The organism is Streptomyces sp. NPDC091287, assembly GCF_044768525.1.
Classification (GTDB): domain Bacteria; phylum Actinomycetota; class Actinomycetes; order Streptomycetales; family Streptomycetaceae; genus Streptomyces.
In genome coordinates this window covers 86,357-105,935 of sequence record NZ_JBIVUV010000025.1, presented here as the reverse complement: position 1 = coordinate 105,935, position 19,579 = coordinate 86,357, and the positions used below count along the sequence as shown (strand labels likewise).

Annotated in this window: 17 protein-coding genes; 5 read left to right on the top strand and 12 right to left on the bottom strand. The window is 71.4% G+C overall.

The genetic code is table 11. The features are described from left to right. Positions 1-9: 9 nt before the first annotated feature. On the bottom strand, positions 10-2,607 hold the full coding sequence (locus tag ACIQRW_RS33935) for a serine hydrolase (RefSeq protein ID WP_403767961.1): 2,598 nt from the start codon (positions 2,605-2,607) through the stop codon (positions 10-12). 192 nt (positions 2,608-2,799) lie between these two features. Here ACIQRW_RS33935 and ACIQRW_RS33930 point away from each other — a divergent pair, with 192 nt between their 5' ends. The 3 genes from ACIQRW_RS33930 (at position 2,800) to ACIQRW_RS33920 (ending at position 5,058) form a co-directional block, all read left to right on the top strand. Next, the gene (locus tag ACIQRW_RS33930; RefSeq protein WP_003968450.1) at positions 2,800-3,519 is read left to right on the top strand and encodes a GPP34 family phosphoprotein; all 720 of its coding nucleotides are present in this window, start codon (positions 2,800-2,802) and stop codon (positions 3,517-3,519) included. Between the two features lie 255 nt (positions 3,520-3,774). Then, a complete protein-coding gene (locus ACIQRW_RS33925; RefSeq protein ID WP_010064569.1) occupies positions 3,775-4,632 on the top strand; it encodes a helix-turn-helix transcriptional regulator in 858 nt (285 codons plus the stop codon). Between the two features lie 219 nt (positions 4,633-4,851). Further along, positions 4,852-5,058 carry a DUF397 domain-containing protein gene (locus ACIQRW_RS33920; RefSeq protein ID WP_265601053.1) on the top strand — a complete coding sequence of 69 codons (207 nt, stop codon included), beginning with the start codon at positions 4,852-4,854 and terminating at the stop codon, positions 5,056-5,058. Between the two features lie 119 nt (positions 5,059-5,177). Here the strand turns inward: ACIQRW_RS33920 and ACIQRW_RS33915 are convergent, their stop codons facing one another. Continuing rightward, entirely contained in the window at positions 5,178-6,086 is a 909-nt protein-coding gene (locus tag ACIQRW_RS33915; RefSeq protein ID WP_403767957.1) for a hypothetical protein, read from the bottom strand. Positions 6,087-6,188: 102 nt separating this feature from the next. On the opposite strand from ACIQRW_RS33915, the gene ACIQRW_RS33910 reads away from it, so the two are divergent. Together ACIQRW_RS33910 and ACIQRW_RS33905 are read left to right on the top strand one after the other, a co-directional pair. Next, on the top strand, positions 6,189-6,971 hold the full coding sequence (locus tag ACIQRW_RS33910) for an SDR family oxidoreductase (RefSeq protein WP_403768094.1): 783 nt from the start codon (positions 6,189-6,191) through the stop codon (positions 6,969-6,971). A 427-nt stretch (positions 6,972-7,398) separates the two neighbouring features. After that, positions 7,399-8,979 (top strand): sodium:solute symporter family protein, encoded by a 1,581-nt coding sequence (locus ACIQRW_RS33905; RefSeq protein WP_403767954.1) that lies wholly within the window; start codon positions 7,399-7,401, stop codon positions 8,977-8,979. Between the two features lie 49 nt (positions 8,980-9,028). Here the strand turns inward: ACIQRW_RS33905 and ACIQRW_RS33900 are convergent, their stop codons facing one another. The 10 genes from ACIQRW_RS33900 to ACIQRW_RS33855 form a co-directional block, all read right to left on the bottom strand. Then, the gene (locus ACIQRW_RS33900) at positions 9,029-10,144 is read right to left on the bottom strand and encodes an ADP-ribosylglycohydrolase family protein (protein WP_403767951.1); all 1,116 of its coding nucleotides are present in this window, start codon (positions 10,142-10,144) and stop codon (positions 9,029-9,031) included. A gap of 199 nt (positions 10,145-10,343) precedes the next feature. Beyond that, on the bottom strand, positions 10,344-11,132 hold the full coding sequence (locus ACIQRW_RS33895) for an inositol monophosphatase family protein (protein ID WP_403767948.1): 789 nt from the start codon (positions 11,130-11,132) through the stop codon (positions 10,344-10,346). Then, positions 11,129-11,755, bottom strand: coding sequence for a hypothetical protein (locus tag ACIQRW_RS33890; RefSeq protein WP_403767945.1), 627 nt, complete (start codon positions 11,753-11,755; stop codon positions 11,129-11,131). Before ACIQRW_RS33890 ends, ACIQRW_RS33895 begins: the two co-directional genes overlap by 4 nt. After that, complete coding sequence (locus ACIQRW_RS33885) at positions 11,752-12,609, bottom strand: carbohydrate kinase family protein (protein ID WP_403767943.1); 858 nt, start codon at positions 12,607-12,609, stop codon at positions 11,752-11,754. The genes ACIQRW_RS33890 and ACIQRW_RS33885 overlap by 4 nt, the downstream gene beginning before the upstream one ends. Positions 12,610-12,611: 2 nt before the next feature. Then, positions 12,612-13,877: a DUF4145 domain-containing protein gene (locus ACIQRW_RS33880; RefSeq protein WP_403767940.1), complete on the bottom strand. Its 1,266-nt coding sequence runs from the start codon at positions 13,875-13,877 to the stop codon at positions 12,612-12,614. 70 nt (positions 13,878-13,947) lie between these two features. Then, the gene (locus ACIQRW_RS33875) at positions 13,948-15,210 is read right to left on the bottom strand and encodes a hypothetical protein (protein ID WP_403767937.1); all 1,263 of its coding nucleotides are present in this window, start codon (positions 15,208-15,210) and stop codon (positions 13,948-13,950) included. Between the two features lie 253 nt (positions 15,211-15,463). Beyond that, positions 15,464-16,081, bottom strand: coding sequence for an AAA family ATPase (locus tag ACIQRW_RS33870; RefSeq protein WP_403767934.1), 618 nt, complete (start codon positions 16,079-16,081; stop codon positions 15,464-15,466). A 51-nt stretch (positions 16,082-16,132) separates the two neighbouring features. Continuing rightward, the gene (locus ACIQRW_RS33865) at positions 16,133-18,547 is read right to left on the bottom strand and encodes a tetratricopeptide repeat protein (protein WP_403767931.1); all 2,415 of its coding nucleotides are present in this window, start codon (positions 18,545-18,547) and stop codon (positions 16,133-16,135) included. A 12-nt stretch (positions 18,548-18,559) separates the two neighbouring features. After that, positions 18,560-18,730, bottom strand: coding sequence for a hypothetical protein (locus ACIQRW_RS33860; protein ID WP_403767928.1), 171 nt, complete (start codon positions 18,728-18,730; stop codon positions 18,560-18,562). Between the two features lie 43 nt (positions 18,731-18,773). After that, a complete protein-coding gene (locus ACIQRW_RS33855) occupies positions 18,774-19,571 on the bottom strand; it encodes an SDR family NAD(P)-dependent oxidoreductase (protein WP_403767925.1) in 798 nt (265 codons plus the stop codon). Between the last annotated feature and the right edge of the window lie 8 nt (positions 19,572-19,579).

Here is a 19,579-nt window from a genome sequence, read left to right as displayed (position 1 = left end):
TCCGGTGTCTCAGCCGATCCTGGCCAGCTTGTCGCCGAAGGCCGGCTCGGTCAGATCGCTCTGCAGCACCACCGGTGCCGTGACCTTTCCGGTGCCGGTGCCCACGGTCACCATGCCGACCTCGCTCCCGGCCTTCGCGGCGTGGTCGATGCCCTCGCCGTTGTCCGTGACCTTCAGCTCGACCTCCAGGCCGGACCAGCCGACCGCCTTGAGGTTCTTGGTGGCGACCACCGGGGTCTGTCCGCCGAACCCGTTGTCGACGTACCCGACGACGTCGCCCTTCTTCACCACCGTCGCCGAAGTCGCGGCCTCCTGCGCGTCCTTGATCAGCTTCAGGCTGTTCTGGAGGGACAGCTCCAGGCTGTCGTAGACCCGCCCGGTACCGGCCTGCTGGCCCATGACCGCTCCGTAGATCCACAGCACCTTGCCGTCGACCTTGGTGTTCGCGGACCAGAGCAGATTGCCGCCCGCCGGGGTGGAGGACCCGGTCTTGATGCCGCTCACGCCCGGCTGCAGCAGGAGGTTGTTGTTGTTGTAGATCTTGCCGTCTATGCCCTCGATCTCGATCTCGGGCATGTCCACGATCCCCCTGAAGACCTCGTTGCGCATGACCGCCTGCGCCAGCTTCAGCTGGTCGGTGGCGGTGGAGACCGTGGTCTTCTCCAGCCCGCTCGGGTCCGTGTACGTCGACCCGGTCATGCCGAGCTCCTTGGCCGCGTCGTTCATCTTGTCGATGAACGCGTCCTCGGAACCCGCGTCCCAGCGGGCGAGCAGCCGCGCCGCGTTGTTCCCCGAGGGGATCATCAGCAGCTGGAGCATCTGACGCTGGCTGAGCTGCTGCCCCTTGGTCAGCGGGGCCGTCGACTCGTCGGGCCGCTTGGACTCGTCCTCGGCCTTCTGGTCGACGGTGATCGTCTCGCCCTCCTCGTCACCCTTGAGGGGGTGCTCCTGGAGGATCACGTAGGCGGTCATGACCTTCGCGACGCTGGCGATCGGGGCGGGCTTCTGCGCGCCCTCGGACCCGAGCGACCCGACGCCGTCGACCATCACGGCCGACTGCCCCTGACCCGGCCAGGACAGCTTCGTCGCGCCGCCCTCGAAGGTGTACGTCGGCTTCGCCGTGAGCTCCAGCGAGGGCTCCGGCAGCGGGCGCATCACCTGCACGATCGCAAAGACGATCAGCAGGAGGAGCACCAGCGGGGTCCAGATCTTGACCCGCCGGACGGCGGTCCGGACCGGGGTCTCCGCGGGCGGCGGGGTGTTCGTCAGCTCGGCGAGCAGGTCGAGCGGCGGCCTCGGCGGCAGCGGCTGCTGCCGGGTCCGCTCGGCCGCCGCCCAGGACGGCGCGGCGGGCGGCGGGGAGGCCGGGGAGGCGGTCTCCGGGGTGCGGACGGGCGCCTCGGGCCCTGCCTCGGGTCCGGTCCCGGTCCCGGCCCCGGTCCCGGCCCCGCGCTCCGGCTTGCGGGGCGCGGGGGCGGACCGTACGTCGGAGCGCAGCGGCACGAACGTGCTCGTGCGCTCCGCCTCGCTCTCGGGCTCGTTCCCGGGCTTGTTCTCGCTCTTGTCCCCGGGCCGGTCCAAGCTCGGGGGGAGCTTCAGCGCGGTCGTCGCCTGGTCGACCCGGTCGGCCGCGCCGACCGGCTTGACCGCCTTGAAGATGGCGGTGGGCTGATCGATTCCTCGCAGGTCGGAGGCGTCGGACGCGCTGTCCGGCTCCGCGTCGCCCTTCGGCTCGGTCTTCGGTTCGGGCTTGGATTCGGGCGTGGCGGTGGGCGTGGGGCCGGCCTTCGGCTTGTCGTCGGGCTCGCCCTTCGACTCCGGCTCAGCGTCCGCCGCGTCCTCGTCCGCCTCGGGCTTCGGCGTCGCGTCCGCCTCGGGCTCCGGCTTGCGCTCGGCGTCCACCTCCGCTGTCGCGGAGGGCTCGTCCTCGGCGTCGGACGCGGACTCGGCACCGGAGTCCGCGTCGGCCTCGGTGTCCGCCGCCGGCTTGTCCTCGGCCTCGGCATCGACCCACGCGGCCACCGCGGCACGCAGCCGGCCGTCCCCGGCCTCACCATCGGGCTCGGCAACCGTCGCCGTGCTGGGCGTCGCCGTGCTGGACGTCTCCGCGCCCGTGTCCGGGCTCGTGCCGCCCTCGGCGGCTCCCGTGCCCTCCGAAGGCGTACCGGCCTCCTCAGAGGCCGTGGAGGCCGCCACAGGCGCGCTCTCCGGCTCGGCGGCGGTCTCCGCGTCGGCCTCGGCCCCGGAACCGGCCGCGGAATCGACATCCGGCTCGGCCGCCGCCTCCGATGCGGTCTCCGGCTCGGCCGCTGCCTCCGATGCGGTCTCCGGCTCGGATGCGGTCTCCGGCTCGATCTCCGGCTCACGCGCCGCGGAAGGGGATTCCGCCTCGGGCTCGCGCCGGGCGGCGTCCTCCGGAAGTCGGGGACGGAAGACAGCGGTCGCGGTGTCGGACGTGGCGCCCGAAGCCGCGCCCGCATCCTCGTTCCCGCCCGCGTCCGTGTCCGCGCCGGGGTCACGGAACACGGCGAAGCGCGGGTCGCGTTCCTCCGCAGCCGTCCCCGACGACTTCTGCTGCTCCGTTTTGTCGGGGGACTCGCCCGCCACCGATGCCTCCTCATGCGCTGCGGGGTCACCCCGCGCTGTCCGAACCATCTACCAGTGTCCTGTGTGAACCCCTGGCCGAGCTGCTAGACGAGAACGACATACCTACTGGTTCCCTTACAAAGCAGGCAGGCGCTCTCGACAGACCAATGTGAGAGGGGTCACCCTGTCAGACATCCACGCGGGGAGGCATGGATGGGCAGGAGCCGCAGAACAATCCCGGAGGAGCTTTTGCTGCTCGCTCTGGACCCGACCACGGGTACCACAGCGCAGCCGCAGTCGCTCGACCTCGGCCTGGCCGGGGCACAGCTAGTGGAGCTGGCTCTGGCAGGACGGATAGCCCCTGACGGGGATCGTATCGCCGTGGTGATGCCACGGCCGACAGGAGATCCGACTCTGGACTCCGCACTGGAGCTGCTGCGCCGTCGTGGCAGCCCGGTTCGGGCGGTCCACTGGATCGGCGGGCCCCGCCTGGGGCTGCGCCAGATCTATCTCGCTCATCTGGAGCGGTGCGGCATGGTTCATGCCGTGGCGGGCCAGATGTGCGGAGTGCTGCCGACGACTCGCTACCAAGCGACGGAGACGGCGATCAGCCGGGACATCAGGAACCGGCTGGACAGCGCGATCCGTACCGGCGTACCGCCGGACCCGCGGACCGCGGCGCTCGCCGCACTGGCCCACGCGGTCGGACTCGGCAAGCATCTGTACCCCGGGAACGAGGGGCGCTCATCGCGCTCCCGGCTCCGGGACCTGATCAGGCACGACCCGATGGGCGGACTCGTGGCGCACGCCGTGATGGACGTCCAGAACGGGGTGGCCGTCCAGCCACGCCGTACGCAGCAGGCAGCGGGCGTTCCGTTGCAGCCGCAAGCACAGGCCCGTCGCGGCAGCATGGCGCACACCGCCGCGAGCTGACCGCACGGACCTGAGAACAGCACAACGCCGTACCGTCGCCTGTCGTCACAGGGCCCGGTCCGGGAGCCGCACCACGCACGGGGCAGCCGGTAGTCACCACCACCGGCTGCCCCGTGCGCTTGCGCGCCCTCCCGCACACCGGTGCGTACGCCCCCGCGCCCCGCGTGTGGCCGTTTCCCAGCGCGGCCGGGGCAAGGGGTGGCAATCTGCTGAGCAGTAGATACGCACAGCTACATAGCCGGAGGTGCCGTTTCCGTGCCGTCCAACGTCAATCCCACTGTCAGGCGACGCAGGCTGGGTCAGGAATTGCGTCGCCTGCGCGAACTCAAAGGCATGACGGCCGAGGAAGTGGCGGAGCGGCTGCTGGTCTCGCAGTCGAAGATCAGCCGCCTGGAGAACGGCCGCCGGTCCATCAGCCAGCGCGATGTACGCGACCTCTGCGGGGTGTACGAGGTCGAGGACCACCGCATCGTCGACTCGCTGATGCAGATGGCGAAGGACTCCCGCCAGCAGGGCTGGTGGCACGCCTTCGGCGACATCCCGTACAGCGTCTACATCGGCCTGGAGACCGACGCGGAGTCGCTGCGGGTCTACGAGCCGCAGATGGTCCCGGGCCTGCTCCAGACCCGGGCGTACGCCGAGGCGTTGATCAGCGGCGCGCTTCCCGAGGCCCCTCCGTCGGACATCGAGAAGCGGGTCAACGTACGGTCGCGACGTCAGGACCGGGTCAACGCGCCGGAGAACCCGCTGCGGCTGTGGGCCGTGATCGACGAGTCGGCGCTGCGCCGGGTGGTCGGCGACAAGCAGGTGATGATCGACCAGCTGGAACACCTCGTCGAGCAGTCCCACCTGCCGCACGTCACCGTGCAGGTCCTGCCGTTCGACATGGGCGCGCACCCTGGCATCAACGGCCAGTACGCGATCCTGGAGTTCCCGGACGCCGCGGACTCCAGCGTCGTCTACATCGAGGGTGTCACGAGCGATCTCTACCTGGAGAAGGCGAACGACGTGCAGCGCTACAGCGTGATGTACGAACACCTGCGGGCGCAGGCGCTGAACGTGGAGCAGACCCGGGAGTTCATCAGCAAGATCGCGAAGTCGTACACGAGTTGACGCGTCGGAGCCGGCGCGTCGGATATGAGCCATTCCGGAAGAAGCGAGTGGGCGGCGGTATGGTACACCGCCGCTCACTCGCCATGGAAGGCTTACCGGAGAAAGACCATCCGGACGAGTGAACGGCCATCTCATGGGCGGGGCTTGGCGAGTAGCGTCGATCACGCCAATCGGAATCAGGTTGGTGCGACCCACCCAACTCTCTGAACCGGAGTGAACATGGCAATTCTTCAGGGTGCTACGGACAAGTGGACGAAGTCGTCGTACTCCGGGGGCAACGGCGCGTGCGTCGAGGTCAAGTCCCCGGTCGCGCTGTCCATCGCCGTACGTGACTCGAAGGCCCCCGAGGGCCCCTCGCTCACCTTCGTCCCCGGTGCGTGGAACACGTTCGTGCGCGACGTCGCCACGGGCACGGTCAACGCCTGACCTCGCACGACCGCACCACCCCGCACCACCGCACCACCGCACCACCTGATGGAGCCCTCTCGACCGGTTCGCCGTCCTGGCCGAGGGGGCTCGGCACGATCCGGCGCCGTTCCGCGGCGTCACCGCAGCCGGTCGACGTACCGGTCCGTCCCCGGAACGGTCGGCACGAACGGCGCGACCAGCTCGACCCGCCCGAGACCCGTCTCCGCGACCGCCGCGTCCAGGCCGGTGAAGCGCTCCTCCCAGCAGCTCCGCGGATCCTCCTGGAGGAACCACAGCAGCGTCAGCCGGGTGTCGACCCCCTCGACCTGCTTCACGTACGTCATCCGGTCGCCGGGCAGGGGCGTCGGCCGGAACACCGTGACCATGGCCGCGGGCGACCCCTTCAGCCGCTTCGGAAGATGGCGCGAGCGCAGCCATTCCAGCAGCTCCGCCCGCTGTTCGGGCCCCTCCGCGTCGACGACCTGGAGGACGAGACCCGCGTACGGGTGGTCGAGCGCGTGGAAGTCCCGGGGGCCGGCGGCCCCGTCGCGGTAGACGGTGGCCTCGTGGTCCTGGAAGGCCGTGAACACGTGGGTCCGGTCCTGGTAGACCCGGCCGTCCCGGTTCAGCCGCTTGTTGATGGCGACGGTCCACTTCATGTGGTCGTCGTAGCGCCCCTCGGTCACCCAGTACGTCGACAGATAGCACCCCGCTCCGACCGGCCGGGCCACCGCCGACTCCTCCGGATACCGCAGCTCCTGGAGGTCCTTGGTGGCCACCCAGCGCCGCCCGGCGAACATCCACGGCATCGCCGTCGCACCCGCGTAGTAGTGGTCGTCCTCGTACCAGCGGTTGTACGCGTACTCATGGCCAGGATGCGGTTCGACCATGGTGATCAGGGCGTGCCCCGGGCGCACCCCGTACGGTCCCGCCCCCGCCAGCTCCGCGTACCGCTCGCTCCCCGCACCGCCGCCGCTGTCCGTGCCACTGCTCCCCGTGCCGCTTCTCCCCGTACCGCTGCCCCCCGTACCGGCGCCTTCGGCCATCGCCCCTGCCCGCCTTCCTCTTCTTCCGTCCTCTTCCATCGACTCCCGCATCCCCCTACTCTGACGGTTCGTCAGATGAACTTCCAGGGCCGGGAGGCGCCGATGTTGCTCGCGGGGAAGACCGTCATCGTGTCGGGCGTCGGACCGGGGCTCGGGCACCGGGTCGCTTCGAGCGTCGTCCGGGACGGCGGGCGTGCGGTGCTCGGGGCGCGTACGGCGGCGAACCTGGCCAGGTCGGCGGCGGAGATCGACCCCGAGGGCCGGCACACGGCCCACCGGTCGACCGACATCACGGACGAGGCGCAGCGCGAGGCGCTGGCGGCCCTGGCGGTGGAGCGGTTCGGGGGGATCGACGCGGTGGTCCATGTCGCCGCCTGGGACAGCTACTTCGGCGGACTCCAGGACGCGGACTTCACCACGTGGCAGTCGGTCATCGACGTGAACCTCCTGGGCACGCTGCGGATGACCCGGGCCTGCCTGCCCGCCCTCAGGGAGCGGGGCGGCTCGGTGGTGGTGATCGGCACCCAGTCCGCGGTGGCCGCGCCCTCCCAGGTGTGGCAGGCGGCGTACGCGGCGTCCAAGGGGGCACTCACCTCGGCGATGTACTCGCTCGCCCGGGAGCTGGGCCCGGACCGGATCCGGGTCAACACGGTGCTGCCGGGCTGGATGTGGGGGCCGCCGGTGCAGGCGTACGTCCAGTTCACCGCGGGCTCCGAGGGCGTACCGGAGTCCGAGGTGCTGGCCCGGCTCACCGAGCGGATGGCGCTGCCGGAGCTGGCCACCGACGGGGATGTGGCGGAGGCGGTCGCCTTTCTGGCCTCCGACCGGGCCCGGGCGATCACCGGCCAGTCACTGCTGGTCAACGCGGGCGAGCTGATGCGCTGACGCACGGGCCACCCAGCTCGCGCCCAGCTCGCGCAGGCGCCCCGGGCCGCCCGTCCTCACTCCCTCGCACCGCTACTCGTACACGAGGCGCCCTCCCTCTCGACTTCTCGGCCGCACGGGACCCGCATCCCGTGCGGCCTTCGCGCGTTGCCGCGTACTCCCGGACCTTCTCTGCACAGCCTGACGAAGTGCCCGCCCATCGTGTGGCCGCGGTCACGTTCGCGACAACGCCCCACAAGGTCAAGAACGAGTAAAATCGTTCGCCTTGCTGACCTGCGTTCACATCTATGACCAGCAGGCAGCCTTGACCGAGTGCCCTCACAGGGGGTTCAATCCCCGAAGTCCCCGCTCCCGCAAGGGGACGCCGCTGAACGGCCGTACCGACGAAGTGCGTTCCCGTTCACAAGGCGGACCCCTGGAGGGGGACATGAACAGTCTCGACTGGGCTGTACTCATCGGCTACTTCGGCGTGATGGTCGCGATCGGACTCTGGTCGCACAAGCGCGTGGACAACGTCAGCGACTTCTTCACGGCCGGCGGCAAGATGCCGTGGTGGCTGTCGGGCATCTCGCACCACATGTCCGGCTACAGCGCGGTGATGTTCACCGGCTACGCCGGCATCGCGTACCAGTACGGGATCACGTCCTTCGTGACCTGGTCACTGCCCATCGCCATCGGCATCTTCATCGGCGCGAAGCTCTTCGCGCCCCGGCTGAACCGGCTGCGCTCGCGGCTCCACGTCGCCTCGCCGCTGGAGTACCTCAAGAACCGCTACAACATCCAGACCCAGCAGGCGCTCGCCTGGTCGGGGCTGCTGCTGAAGATCGTGGACGTCGGCGCCAAGTGGGCCGCCATCGCCACCCTGTTGTCCGTCTTCACCGGGCTCTCCATCACCCAGGGCATCCTGATCACCGGGGTCGTCACCGGGATCTACTGCACCGTCGGCGGGTTGTGGGCGGACGCCCTCACCGAACTGGGCCAGTTCATCATCCAGCTGTTCGCCGGGCTGGCGATGCTGTTCGCCGTGATGAGCAAGCTCGACGGCTTCGCCACCCTGTGGACGGTCTGGGACAAGCTCCCGGAAGGGCACGCGGACCCGACCGCCGGCCCGTACACGGTGACGTTCCTGATGGCGTTCCTGTTCATCAAGACGTTCGAGTACAACGGCGGCATGTGGAACCAGGCCCAGCGGTACATGGCGACCGACTCGGCCGCCTCCGCCACCCGGTCCGCCCGGCTGTCGGCGATCCTGTGGTTCGTCTGGCCGCTGGTGCTGTTCTTCCCGATGTGGGTCGCCCCGCTGCTGGTCGACGCGCAGAAGCCGGACGCCTCCGACAGTTACGCCCTGATGACCGAACAGCTCCTGCCCCACGGCCTGTTGGGTCTGGTCATCGTCGGCTTCTTCTCCCACACGATGGCCATGTGCTCCTCGGACGCCAACGCCATCGCGGCCGTCTTCACCCGGGACATCGCCCCGACGCTCTCGAAGGCGGCGCGCGGCTGGAACGAGCGTGCCGGGCTGATCGCGGCCCGCTGGACCACCGTGGCCTTCCTCGCACTGTCGATGGCCATCGCGACGCAGATCAACTCCCCCGCGTTCAAGGACATCATCACCGTCGTGATCAAGTGGGTCGCCGGGCTGATGGGCCCGATCGCGATCCCGTTCATGCTGGGTCTGCTGCGCCCGTTCCGGAAGTCCGGGCCGACGGCGGCGCTGGTCAGCTGGGCCTCGGGCCTGTTCGCCTTCTGGCTGGTCAACTACCCGATCCACTGGGCCGTCGAGGGCGGGGTGCCGCTCCAGTACCAGGTGTCCGTGCCGCTCGCCGTCTCGCTCGTGCTCTACATCCTGATCGGCCACGTGAAGCCGGAGGACACCCCGGAGCGCGACGCGCTGCTGACCCGCATCAACGAGGGGGACGGGGACGACGACGGGGACGGCACGGCGACGACCGCCGTGATCCCCGCCCAGGACGGAGGCCCGGCCCCCGCCCCTCGGCCCCACGGGTAGTCGGCCTGCCCCGCCCCTCGGCCGCGCGGGTGGTCGGCCTGCCCCGCCCTCAGCCGCGCGGGTAGCGGGCCAGCCAGCCCGGGGCGACGGCGGCCGGGCTGTGCAGGGCGGGGCCCTGGGTCATCTCCATCGCGAAGTCGTCGGCCAGTTCGAGGAGTGTGGCCCGTCCCTCCAGCTCCGCGAGCCAGGCCGGCGGCAGCGCGGTCTCGCCGTGCAGCGCCCCGAGCAGCGCCCCGCAGACCGACCCGGTGGCACGGGAGGGGCCACTGTGGTTCACCGCGAGCCGCAGCCCGTGCCGGACGTCCTCGCTGACCAGCGCGCAGTACACGGCGACGGCGAGGACCTCCTCGGCGGCGTCGCTCGCGCCCAGCGCCTCGATCAGGGCCGGGCCCGGGATGCCCTGCCGCACGGAGCCGAGGGCCTGCCGCAGGGCCTCGGTCACCGGCTCGTGGCCGGGGCGCTCGGTGAGAAGGGCCAACACGTTCTGCACGGCCCCGTCCAGGCTCTCGCCGCGCGCGAGACCGTGCACCAGTACGGCGAAGGCTCCGGCGGCCAGCTGGGCGGCGGGATGCCCGTGGGACTGGGCCGCGCACTCGACGGCCAGCTGGAGCACGAGCCCCGGCTCCCAGCCCACCAGGAGCCCGAAGGGCGCGGACCGGGTGAGCGCGCCCGCGTCCCGTGCGGTGGGGTTCTTCGGCCGGTCGAGGGTGCCCATGACGGGGTCGCCGAATCCGCCCAGGCATTCCCGGGCCGGCTCGCGGCGGGCGTAGAGCCACTCCTCGGCGGCCAGCCAGCCGTTGTCCTCGCGCCGCTCGTCGGGCCCCCAGTCGTGCTGGGTGGCGGCCCAGCGCAGATGGGCCCGGTGCACATCGGTGGGCGGGTGCCAGGCCCCGGTGTCGCGGCGGACCTGGGCGCGGATCAGCCCGTCGACGGTGAAGAGGGTGAGTTGGGTGAGGGCGGTGACGGCGCCGCGTCTGCCGTGCGCCGGGACGTAGTCGACGACCCCCTCGACGCCGTGGGCGGCGCGGATCTCCTCCAGCACCAGCCCACTGACCCCGGCCCCGAGCGCGTCCCCGACAGCTCCGCCGAGCAGGGCCCCACGGACCCGGCTGCGGAAGTCCTGCTGTTCGGCCCGGCCCCAGACCGCCGTGGTCCCTGTGCTCACCCCGCACCCTCCCCGTCACCACGTACTCGCCCCGCGCGGGCCTCTGCGGGCGACCGCGCAAGCACTGTAATCGAACGGGAACGGGCCGTAGAGGGGGCGACCTGGGTACGTACGGGTATGTCGACGGACGTCCCGCAGGTCGTTTTTGACCGGGTCGGTACGCCGCGCCTCACCTGTTCCACAGCCCGTGGAGGGGCCGTCAGCTGTCGAGCGAATCCCAGAGCGCAACGAGCTCACGGGCGACCGGATCGGCGCCCGCAACCAGGATCGGGGAGTGCGAGGTGTAGGCGCCCCCGCCCGCTCCCAGCACCGAGCCGCCGCTCTCCCGTACCAGGGCGGCGCCCGCCGCCACGTCCCAGGGGCCGGGGCCGAGGCAGACGCAGGCGTCCAGCCAGCCCTCCGCCACCCCCACCAGATCCAGGCTCATCGCACCTTGCAGTCTGATCCGGTGGGCCACGTCGTACAGCCGGCTGATGAGCCGGGCGGAGCGTGTACGGCCGGAGCCCGTTCCCGTCAGGCCGACCACCGCCCCGGAGAGACTGCGGCTGCCCTGCACGCCTGCAGCCTGCGCTCCCCCGGCTTCCGTGGTCCAGCGCCGGCCGAGAGCGGGTGCATGCACCACACCGAGCACCGGCGTCCCGTCCACCACGCAGGCGAGCGAAACGGCGTACCCGGGGGCTCCACGGGTGAAGTTCATCGTCCCGTCGATGGGGTCCAGCAGCCAGCATGTATCGGGAACCGGGCCCGGGCCTGTCGATTCCTCCCCGACGACGGGGATATCCGGAGTGCGATCCACGAGAACGCGGGTCATCCGCCGCTCCACCTCGACGTCGGCATCGGTGACTTCCTCCCCCGAAGGCTTGAACCGCCTGTGCGTCCAGAGCCGGCCCGACCCCTCCCCGGCCAGCCACTCCACCCCGGCGTCCACGGCATCCCGGGCGAAGCGGTGCAGGGCGGCCGCGTCATACAGCGTGTGCCGGGGGCTCATACGGCGGCGACCGGTCGCTCTGCCAACTTCTCCGCGTGGGCGCCGTGCTCTCCCATCGCGTAGAAGCTGAACCGGTCGAAGGTCCACTCGTCGGGTACGCGGGTGCGCTCGGGTGCGGTCCGTACGAGTTCGAGTGCGGTGGCCTCGTCGGTGCGCCCGAGCGTGATGTGGGGTGCGTAGGCGTCGCCGGTATAGCGGTAGCCGTACCGGGCGAAGCTGACACGCTCGGACTCCGAGAACCTGGAGGTGTCCTTCGAGGTGTCGAACGCCTGCCGGTCGAGGCGAGGGGCAAGGCCGTCGAGGACGACTTCCTGGACCTTCTCCAGCAGCGCGGGCCGTTCGACGGACATGAAGAGCCAGCCGGTCGGTTGGTACACGATGCCGACGGACGCGAGCGACAGTTGCCCGGGCAGGCTCACGGACGCTCCGATCCTCGCCAGTTCCCGCTCGGGGTCCAGATCGTCCTCGAAAGGTCCCTGGAAAACGGTCAGGTGGGGCAGGTTGCCGTCCTCGCTCAGTGGCGGTTGCAGCGGGCGGTCACCGCCCAGACTCTCTTGCAGCCGGATGGCAACGCGTGTGTGATCCGCGCGGGGAAGCAGGGCGACGCCGAGCCACCTGGTCATGGATGAGCTCCTATCTTCGTGATTACGTGCAACGCGGCATCAAGCCCTCTGCGCAGGCATCCGGACGGCGGCTCGCCGAACAGCCAGCCGGCGATGACCCCGGCGTTGAAGGCGTCACCGCCCCCGGTACGGTCCACGGGCTCCACGGCTGTCGTCGGTTCGCGCACCAGCGCACCGGACGGTGCGGCCCAGAGGGCGCCCTCGGCACCCTGCGTCAGAATCACCTCTCCCGACAACCGCTCCGCGTAGTGCAGGGCGGTACCGGCGGCGTCCCCCGGCAGGGCGCGGGGAAGCCGGCCCGCCTCGTCGGCGTTCATCAGGTTCAGCCCCGGCCCCTCCGCCAGTTCGCTCATGTCCCGGCCGTTCCATTCGACCGAGACGGTACGGCCGGTCCGGCGAGCGAGACCCACAACACGGCCGAGCTCGGGCGTGGGGACTCCGACGACGTGGACATGGTCCACGGCCACCACGTCCGACTCCGTCACTGCCCGGAACGCCTGATCGCGGTCGGCACCGGCAAACGTCATCATCCGTTTGCCGGTGCCGGACGAGATCACGATGGCCATGCTTGTCCGCAAGGAGGTGTCCACGCGCATCAGCGCCGTGTCCACTCCTCCGTCCCGCAGATCGTCCAGGCACAGGCGGCCCAGCGCATCGTCGCCCACCGCTGACACGAGCCTGACCTCGCAGCCCTGGCGGGCCAACCCCAGGGCCGTGTTCGCCGCCGAGCCACCGGGACGCGCCTCACAGGCCTCGCCCCGGACCTTCTCGTGCTCCTGAGGGAAGTCCTCCGCCTGCACGATGATGTCGAAATTGGTCCCGCCCAGTACCAGGACGCGTTTCTCGCCGGTCACGGTCACGGGTCCCCCAGACGGTAGCTCTCGAACAGGACGTGGCGCACCAGCCGCTCCCGGCTGCCCCGGGTGCTCTGGAGAGGAAACGAGGCGTGTGCGATCAGCTCATCGACGGTGGTCTCCAGGCGGTCCACGTCGGTACCCATGTCGTGGAAACGACGCATCAGTTCACGGAAAAGGTCGTGCGGCCGGAAACCGATCGACGACAGCCAGGCACGGTTCGCGATGAGAACGTTGGCAGCCGCCGACCGTAACCGTGCCTGGGCCGGGGCCGGAAGCATGTCGGAGTTCAGCAGCTCGAAGTAGTCGTCCTCGTCCCGCGCATGCATCCGGAGGTTCTGTCCGCCGACGGCCAGGACGTCCCGGTTCAGATGGAAGAGTTCGAGACCCAGGTGATGCGGCACGTCGAGAATTCGTACTCCCCTCTCCCGTAGCCCTGCCTCGTCCGTGGCGAACGCGGTGAGGACGTTGGCGAACATGTCGCTGTACCTGGGTACGGCGATTTCCGCGCCTGCCGGGTCGGCAAGGAATTCCTCGGCCGTCGCGCCGCCCCAGCGTCCACCTCGCGCGGCGAGAAGATAGAAGTTCCGGCCCCCCATCGAGTGGCCGAGGCGGCCCACGGAGGCCACCCGGTGCGCCAGCTCCCCATCCTCCTCGATCATGCTCCGGAGCCGTTGCTCGTTGTAGATCGCCAGGTCCAGTCGCCCCTCCGCGACCTCACTGACCAATTGGTCCGACCACGGAAGCTGTACACACACCAGGCGGTGGTTGCGTCGGGCCAGCACCTCGTCGAAGCCACATCCCAGAATCAGCGCCTTCACCACGATCAGCGTGGAATCGGCCAGGCGGCTCGTGCCGGGCGTGTTCTGCACGGCGGCCAGTGCCTCACGCCCTTCGCTCTCGGCGAACGACGAACTGGTCCGTCCGTACCAGGCCGCCAGCTGGGTCAGGGCGTTGAGACAGGGCTGCACGTCCTCGGCGGAGATCTCGTCCCCCGAGCCGTCGTGGGCGTGGCTGCCGAAGTTGCCGTAGTTCTGGATCGTGCGGATGGCGAGCACCATCTTGGCCGGTACGACCCCTTTGGCCGTGAGGACCGTGAGCAGGGATTCGAGCGTCGGCTTGGATCCGATGGCTTCCCTCATCGCAAGGTCCAGGAGGATCGCCTCCGCCGCTCGCCGTGCCGTACTGAGGAACACCTCGGGATCCGATTCGGCATAGCGCAGGGCCTTCTTGTAGAGCCGGAGAGACTCGCCCTCGTTGACCGTCACGTCGACCGTGTCCTGTTCGGCAGTTCGTACCTGATGCTAACAACTTGGCTGAGGGGGCAGTCGGTTGATCTCAATCGTCGGAGGTGCGGCTCCCGCGCAGCGAGGCGAGGACGAGGCGGCCGTACCGAGTGGTGAAGGCGGCTGCCGTGGCGACGAAAGCAACGGCCAGGGCAAGCAGGAGGTGGCGGGGGTCCTCGTCGCCGAGCACCTGCAGGATGCTCAGTGCGGTGCCGAGCGGCAGGCCGAGGATCGTCAGCACACCGAGGGCACCGGCGATCTGCTGCCCGTCCTGCGTCTGGACGAGCCGGGAGTAGTCGGCGGCCTCGGCGAGGATCTCCTCGAACCGGGCGGGCAGCCGGTACTGCTCGTGATAGGCGAGCAACAGTTCGTTGGCCGGGCCGTGAGCGGTGAGGTGTTGACGCCAGTAGGTACTCCGGAACCCTGCGATGTCCCGTTCGAGTTCAGTGACGCGGCGGGCCAGCCCGGGGCCGTCGAAGACCCCGGAGAGCCCGTCGGTCAGCTCGTCGATGTGGTCGCGCTGCGCGATGCCGAGAAGGAGGGCGTCCAGGTAGACGGAACGGACGTGCAGGGCGGCGAAATCGTAGAAGTCTCCGTCGCCCTCGTCGGGCCGGTGACCGAGGAACGCGGCACCGTGGCGCAACACGAGCGCACTCCAGTCGGCCGAGATCCGCACGGCACGCTCGGTCTGGCCGGGCAACTGCTCCGGGGCGGTGGGAAAGTCCGCCTCGTTGGAGCGGGAGGCCAGCGCCCAGAGCCAGCGGTCGGCCGTCTCCGGAAGCGCACCGCCCGAGCGCAGAGCAGCGGTCTCGGTGGGGCCCGGGGTCAGAAAGGCAACGGTGTACGGGTGCGTGGCGGCACCCAGGGCCATCGGCGAGGCAACGCCTGCGAGAAGGACGTCGGGAGCGAGCGGGCCATCCATCGGATCGGGCCCGGCGCCCGCCCGGCCTCCCAGCGCCCGGAGCACATCCAGTAACCGTTCCGAGGGGACGCTGAGGTGCAGGACGGCCTGTGCGTGGTGCGGATGCAGCTCCGTCGGGGTGCGCAGGATCTCCAGGCCGTGCAGATGGAGTGGGCCGTGGACGACGTCGACGAACAAGTGCCAGCGGCGCGGCCGTTGCGGTGACCCGTACAGCGCGCGCCCCGCAGCTGGGGTGAAATACGTCTGGCGCGAGCCCACATCCGTCCGGTGGCCGCCGACCTCGAAGGGAATGGGCCCCTCGGCCCACACGTCGGGGTCGGCGTGGAGCCGGACCGGAATGATGAGGCTGACCGACTGCCGTAAGCCGACGCCGGAACCCACGTCGGCGGTCATCCGTGCCCTGCCCGGTACGTGCGACCTCCGTGCCCACGGTGTTCGCGCACCGACACCCCCGTCTTCAGTGTTCGCTGTACGAAGCAGGGAAAGGTTACCGGGTTCCTCTCAGCACATGCCAAGGATTCTGTTGCCGCTCGTACATCGCCACGTCCCCGCGCCACGGTGCTAACCGTGCGCCCGGACCGAGCGCCCCGGTACGTACGGGTATGTCGACGGACGTCCGCAGGTCGCTTTTGACCCGGTGAGGAGGTCAGCGTCCGGGGCAGGTCCGAGCCGCCGCTGTCGCCAGCACGGCGTCGGCCAGCTCCCCGGCCGTACGTCCGCCGCCGGTGTCGACCGTGTCCAGACCCAGCGCGTCCACGGCCTCCAGCATCAGCGCCTGAAAGCGGACTGTACGGGCCAGGAACCGGTCCATGAGGTGCCGTTCCGCTTCCGTGGCCTCCTCGTAGCGCCCCGCCGCCCGCACCCGGTCGCGTACGACCGTGTCGTCGGCGGTGAGCCATACGGCGGCCGTACGGGGAACCGTCAGCCGGGCGACCCACGCGGGCCAGAGCGCCGAGCCCTCCAGGACCAGGCCGGGAGCCCCGGCCCCCGCACGGTCGGTGATCAGCTCCTCGATGCGCGGTCGGAGCCGTTCGTAGTGGTCGAGGACCGAGGCGAGGAGTTCGTCGGTGGTCAACGTCCCGTAGTGCTCGGCGACATGCGGCGGCACCTCGTGCTCCGGGGTCCGCCAGGGCCGTCCCGGGTGCCGGGCCAGGCCGTCCGTGGAGCGGTGCTCGAATCCGAGCCGCTCCGCCACCGCCTCGGCGACGGTCGTCTTCCCGGTGTTCGAGGTCCCGCCGATCAGCACCACCCGCACATCGCGCATGCCTCCGACCATAGGCCCGGGCGTCGGACAGCGAACGGCAGACGGCAGGGCCTACGGTCTCCCCACCGCCCCCAGCCGCTCCCGCTGCGCCCGCGCCCACGCGTAGTCCGGGTCCAGCTCCAGCGCCCGGTCGAGGTCCGCCAGCGCCTCCGGGGTCCGGCCGAGCGCCTCCAGCGCGAGGGCCCTGCTGCCGTGCGCCCAGGCGTAGTCGGGGTCCAGGGCCAGGGCCCGGTCGTAGCAGGCGACGGCCTCCTCCGGCCGGCCCGTCGCCCGGTACACCTCGCCCCGCTCCCCCTCCGTTCCGGCCAGGCCGGGGGACAGCTCCTCGGCCCGGTCCAGGTCGGCGAGGGCGCCCACCGGATCGCCCAGGACGGTGCGGACCCGGGACCGCCTCACCAGCGCCCAGGCGTACTCCGGCCACAGCGCGATCGCCCGGTCGAAGTCTTCGAGCGCCTCCTCGTGCCGGCCCAGCGCATGGCGGACCAGGCCCCGGCTGCCCAGCGGCACGGCGTCGGACGGGTCGAGGGCGTGCGCCCGGTCCAGGACGGTCAGGGCCTCCTCCAGGCGGCCCATCCGCCGGTAGGTCTCCCCCCGCTCGCGCACCGCCCAGGCCCAGGAGGGCGCGATCTCCTCGGCCCGGTCCAGATCGGCGAGGGCCTCCTCGTAGCGGCCGAGCGAGCGCAGGATCACCGCCCGGCCCTGGTGGGCGCGTTCGCTGCGCGGGTCCACGGCGATCGCCCGCCCGTGGTCGGACAGCGCGGCGTCGAGCTCCCCGGCGCGGAAGCGGTGCCAGGCGCGCACCACGAGGGCGGCGGCCCGGTCCGTGTCGGGCAGCTCGGCCCGGGTCAGCAGGAGCCCGAGGGCGGCGGTGGGGCGGGGGCCGTGGTCCGTTATGGCGGCCAGCAGGTCCCGGCCCCAGTCGCGCAGTACGGCGCTGTCGGCGTCCTCGCCCGCCTCCGCGAGGGTCCGGGCCCAGTGGCGGGCGCGGGACGGGGCCTGCCCGCACAGCTCGATCCCGGCGCGCAGGGCCTCGGGCAGCGCGGTGCGGGGGCGGGCGCAGAGCCGGTGGTAGAGCACGTCCAGGGCCGCCCGGCGCCAGGGCTGCTCGGCCCAGAGGCGTTCCGGGTCGATGCCCTCGGCCGCCGCGTCCCGCCGGGCGACGAAGGCGTCGGCCAGCCGGTCGTGCGCCGCCTTCCACCGTCGCGGCGAGCCGGTGCGCTGGAGGCGGAGTATCGGGGCCCGGACGACGGCGTGGTAGCGGGAGTGGCCGGAGTGCCGCTCGGCGACGAACGGCAGCTCGTGCAGCCAGTCGTAGAGATCGGGCACGGCGTGCGGCCCGTTCCGCGGTGCGGCCACGGCGACGGCGACCAGGTCCTCGTCGAACCGGCGCGGCAGCGCGCAGGCGAGCGCCGCCGCCCGGCGGGCCGGGTCGCTCTCCCCGGCCAGGAAGCGTTCGACGGCGGTGGCGTTCGCCTCCCCGGCCGCCCCGGGGTTGGCGGCGAGCGTGGAGACCAGGACGGGCAGCCCGCCGGAGAGCCGCAGCACCTCCCGTACGACGGACTCCGTCACCACCCCGCGCCCGTGCAGGAGTTGGCGTGACTCGGCCTCGGTGAACGGCCCGAGCGGTACGTCGGCGACCAGCCGGCTCCGGTCTCCCCAGTGCACGGGGTCGAGGCGGCGCTGGCCGGCCAGGGTGAGCACGAGGTTGGCGGGCAGGTCGCCGTACCGCCCGGGGGTCAGCAGGTCCGCCAGCCACCGGTCCAGTTGGGGTGCGGTGCGCTCGTAGGTGTCCAGGAAGAGGGCGATCCAGGGCACGGTGTCCGCGACCCGGTCCAGCTCGGCGACGAAGACCGGGGTGAGGACCCGTACCGGGTCCGCCAGCAGCAGCGCCTCCTCCTGCTGCCGGACCCGGCCCCCGAAGATGACCGCCCGCAGTCCGCCCGCGCCCCGCGCCACGACCGCCGGGTCGATGCCCCCGGCGAGCGCCCCGACGACGGGTATCGCCCCGGCCGCGATCAGCCCGGCCTGCGCGGCGGCGAGCGCCCCGGGGGAAGGGGCCCCGCCCGGCGTCTCGCTGTCCGCCGCGAGCCGGCCGGCCGCGTCGTGGCGCGCGCGCCGGTAGGTGGCGAGCAGCCGGTCCAGTGCCTTGAGCGGGTATCCCTGCTCGGCGAACTGCGCGGCAAAGTCGGCGAGTACGTCCGGCACGGAGTCGGCGCTCTCGTCGACCGACGCGGTCAACGCCCCGAACTCCCCTGCCGCCTCGCGCCATTCCCGTACGAGCGAGGTCTTGCCGACCCCGGCGTTGCCCCGCACATGGAAGACGAACCGGTGCCGGGGGTCCTCGGGCGGCAGCGCGAAATTGGCGCGGTACAGGTCGAGTTCGGCCTGCCGCCCGACGAAGGCGGCGCGGCGCTGCCCTTCGACGATCTGCTGGAGGGAGAGGCGGCGGGGGCTGGGCGGAGGCATGGAGCCAGTCTGTCAGCGGACCCGGCTGTCCGGGAGCCGGGCGTCCGGGAGCCAGCCGTCCGGGACCCGGGCGGCCAGGAGCCGGGCGGCCATGGTTCTGCCGCCCGCGCCCCGGGCGGCCATGATTCTGCCGCCCGTGACCCGGGGGGCCGTGATCCTGCCGCCAGTGACCCGGGCGGCCATGACCCTGCCGCCCGCGCCCCTGGCGCCTGCCGGCCCGGGCCCGTCAGACGCCGAGGCCCTGGCCGAACCCGCCGTCCACGGTCAGTTCCACTCCGGTGGTGAAGGTGGCCTCGACCGCGAGGTACAGCGCGGCGGCCGCGACCTCTTCCACGGTGCCTCCCCGGCCCATCGGCGTGGAGGCGTTGCCCTGTTCGACGAACTCGGCGCGCTGCTCCTCGGTCAGTTCGGCCACGCCCATGGTGGGGGTGAGGATGAAGCCGGGGGCGATCGCGTTGACGCGGATCCCCTGGGGAAGCAGCTCGGCGGCGAGCACCTTCGAGAAGGCGGCGACGGCTTCCTTCGCCGCGGAGTAGGCGCTGAGACCGGGGAATATCCGGTCGTTGGAGACGGTGGTGAACACGATCGAACCGCCCTCGGCCATCAGCGGCGCCAGCCGCTGGACGGTGAAGAAGGCCCCCTTGGCGTTCACGTCGAAGATGCGGTCCCATGACTCCTCCGTGACCTCTTCGAGCGTCTGGAACTCCGCGATGCCCTGGTTGACGAACAGGTAGTCGATACCGCCGAGGCGGTCGGAGACCTGGTCGCGGAGGGCGTCGATGGCGTCGGCGTCGGTGGCGTCGGAACGCACCGGGTGCGCCAGCGGCGTGCCGAGCGCCGCCTGCGCCTCGGCGAGCCGCCGGTCGCTGCGCCCGGTGTACATCACTTCGGCGCCGCGGTCGGTCAGCGCCCGGACGATGGCCCGGCCCATGCCGATGGTGCCGCCGGTGACGACCGCCTTCCGGCCGGCCAGGGCCTTCGGGTCGATGGGGGAACGCTGCTGGGTCTTGCGGTTCGTTGTCATGCCGGTGA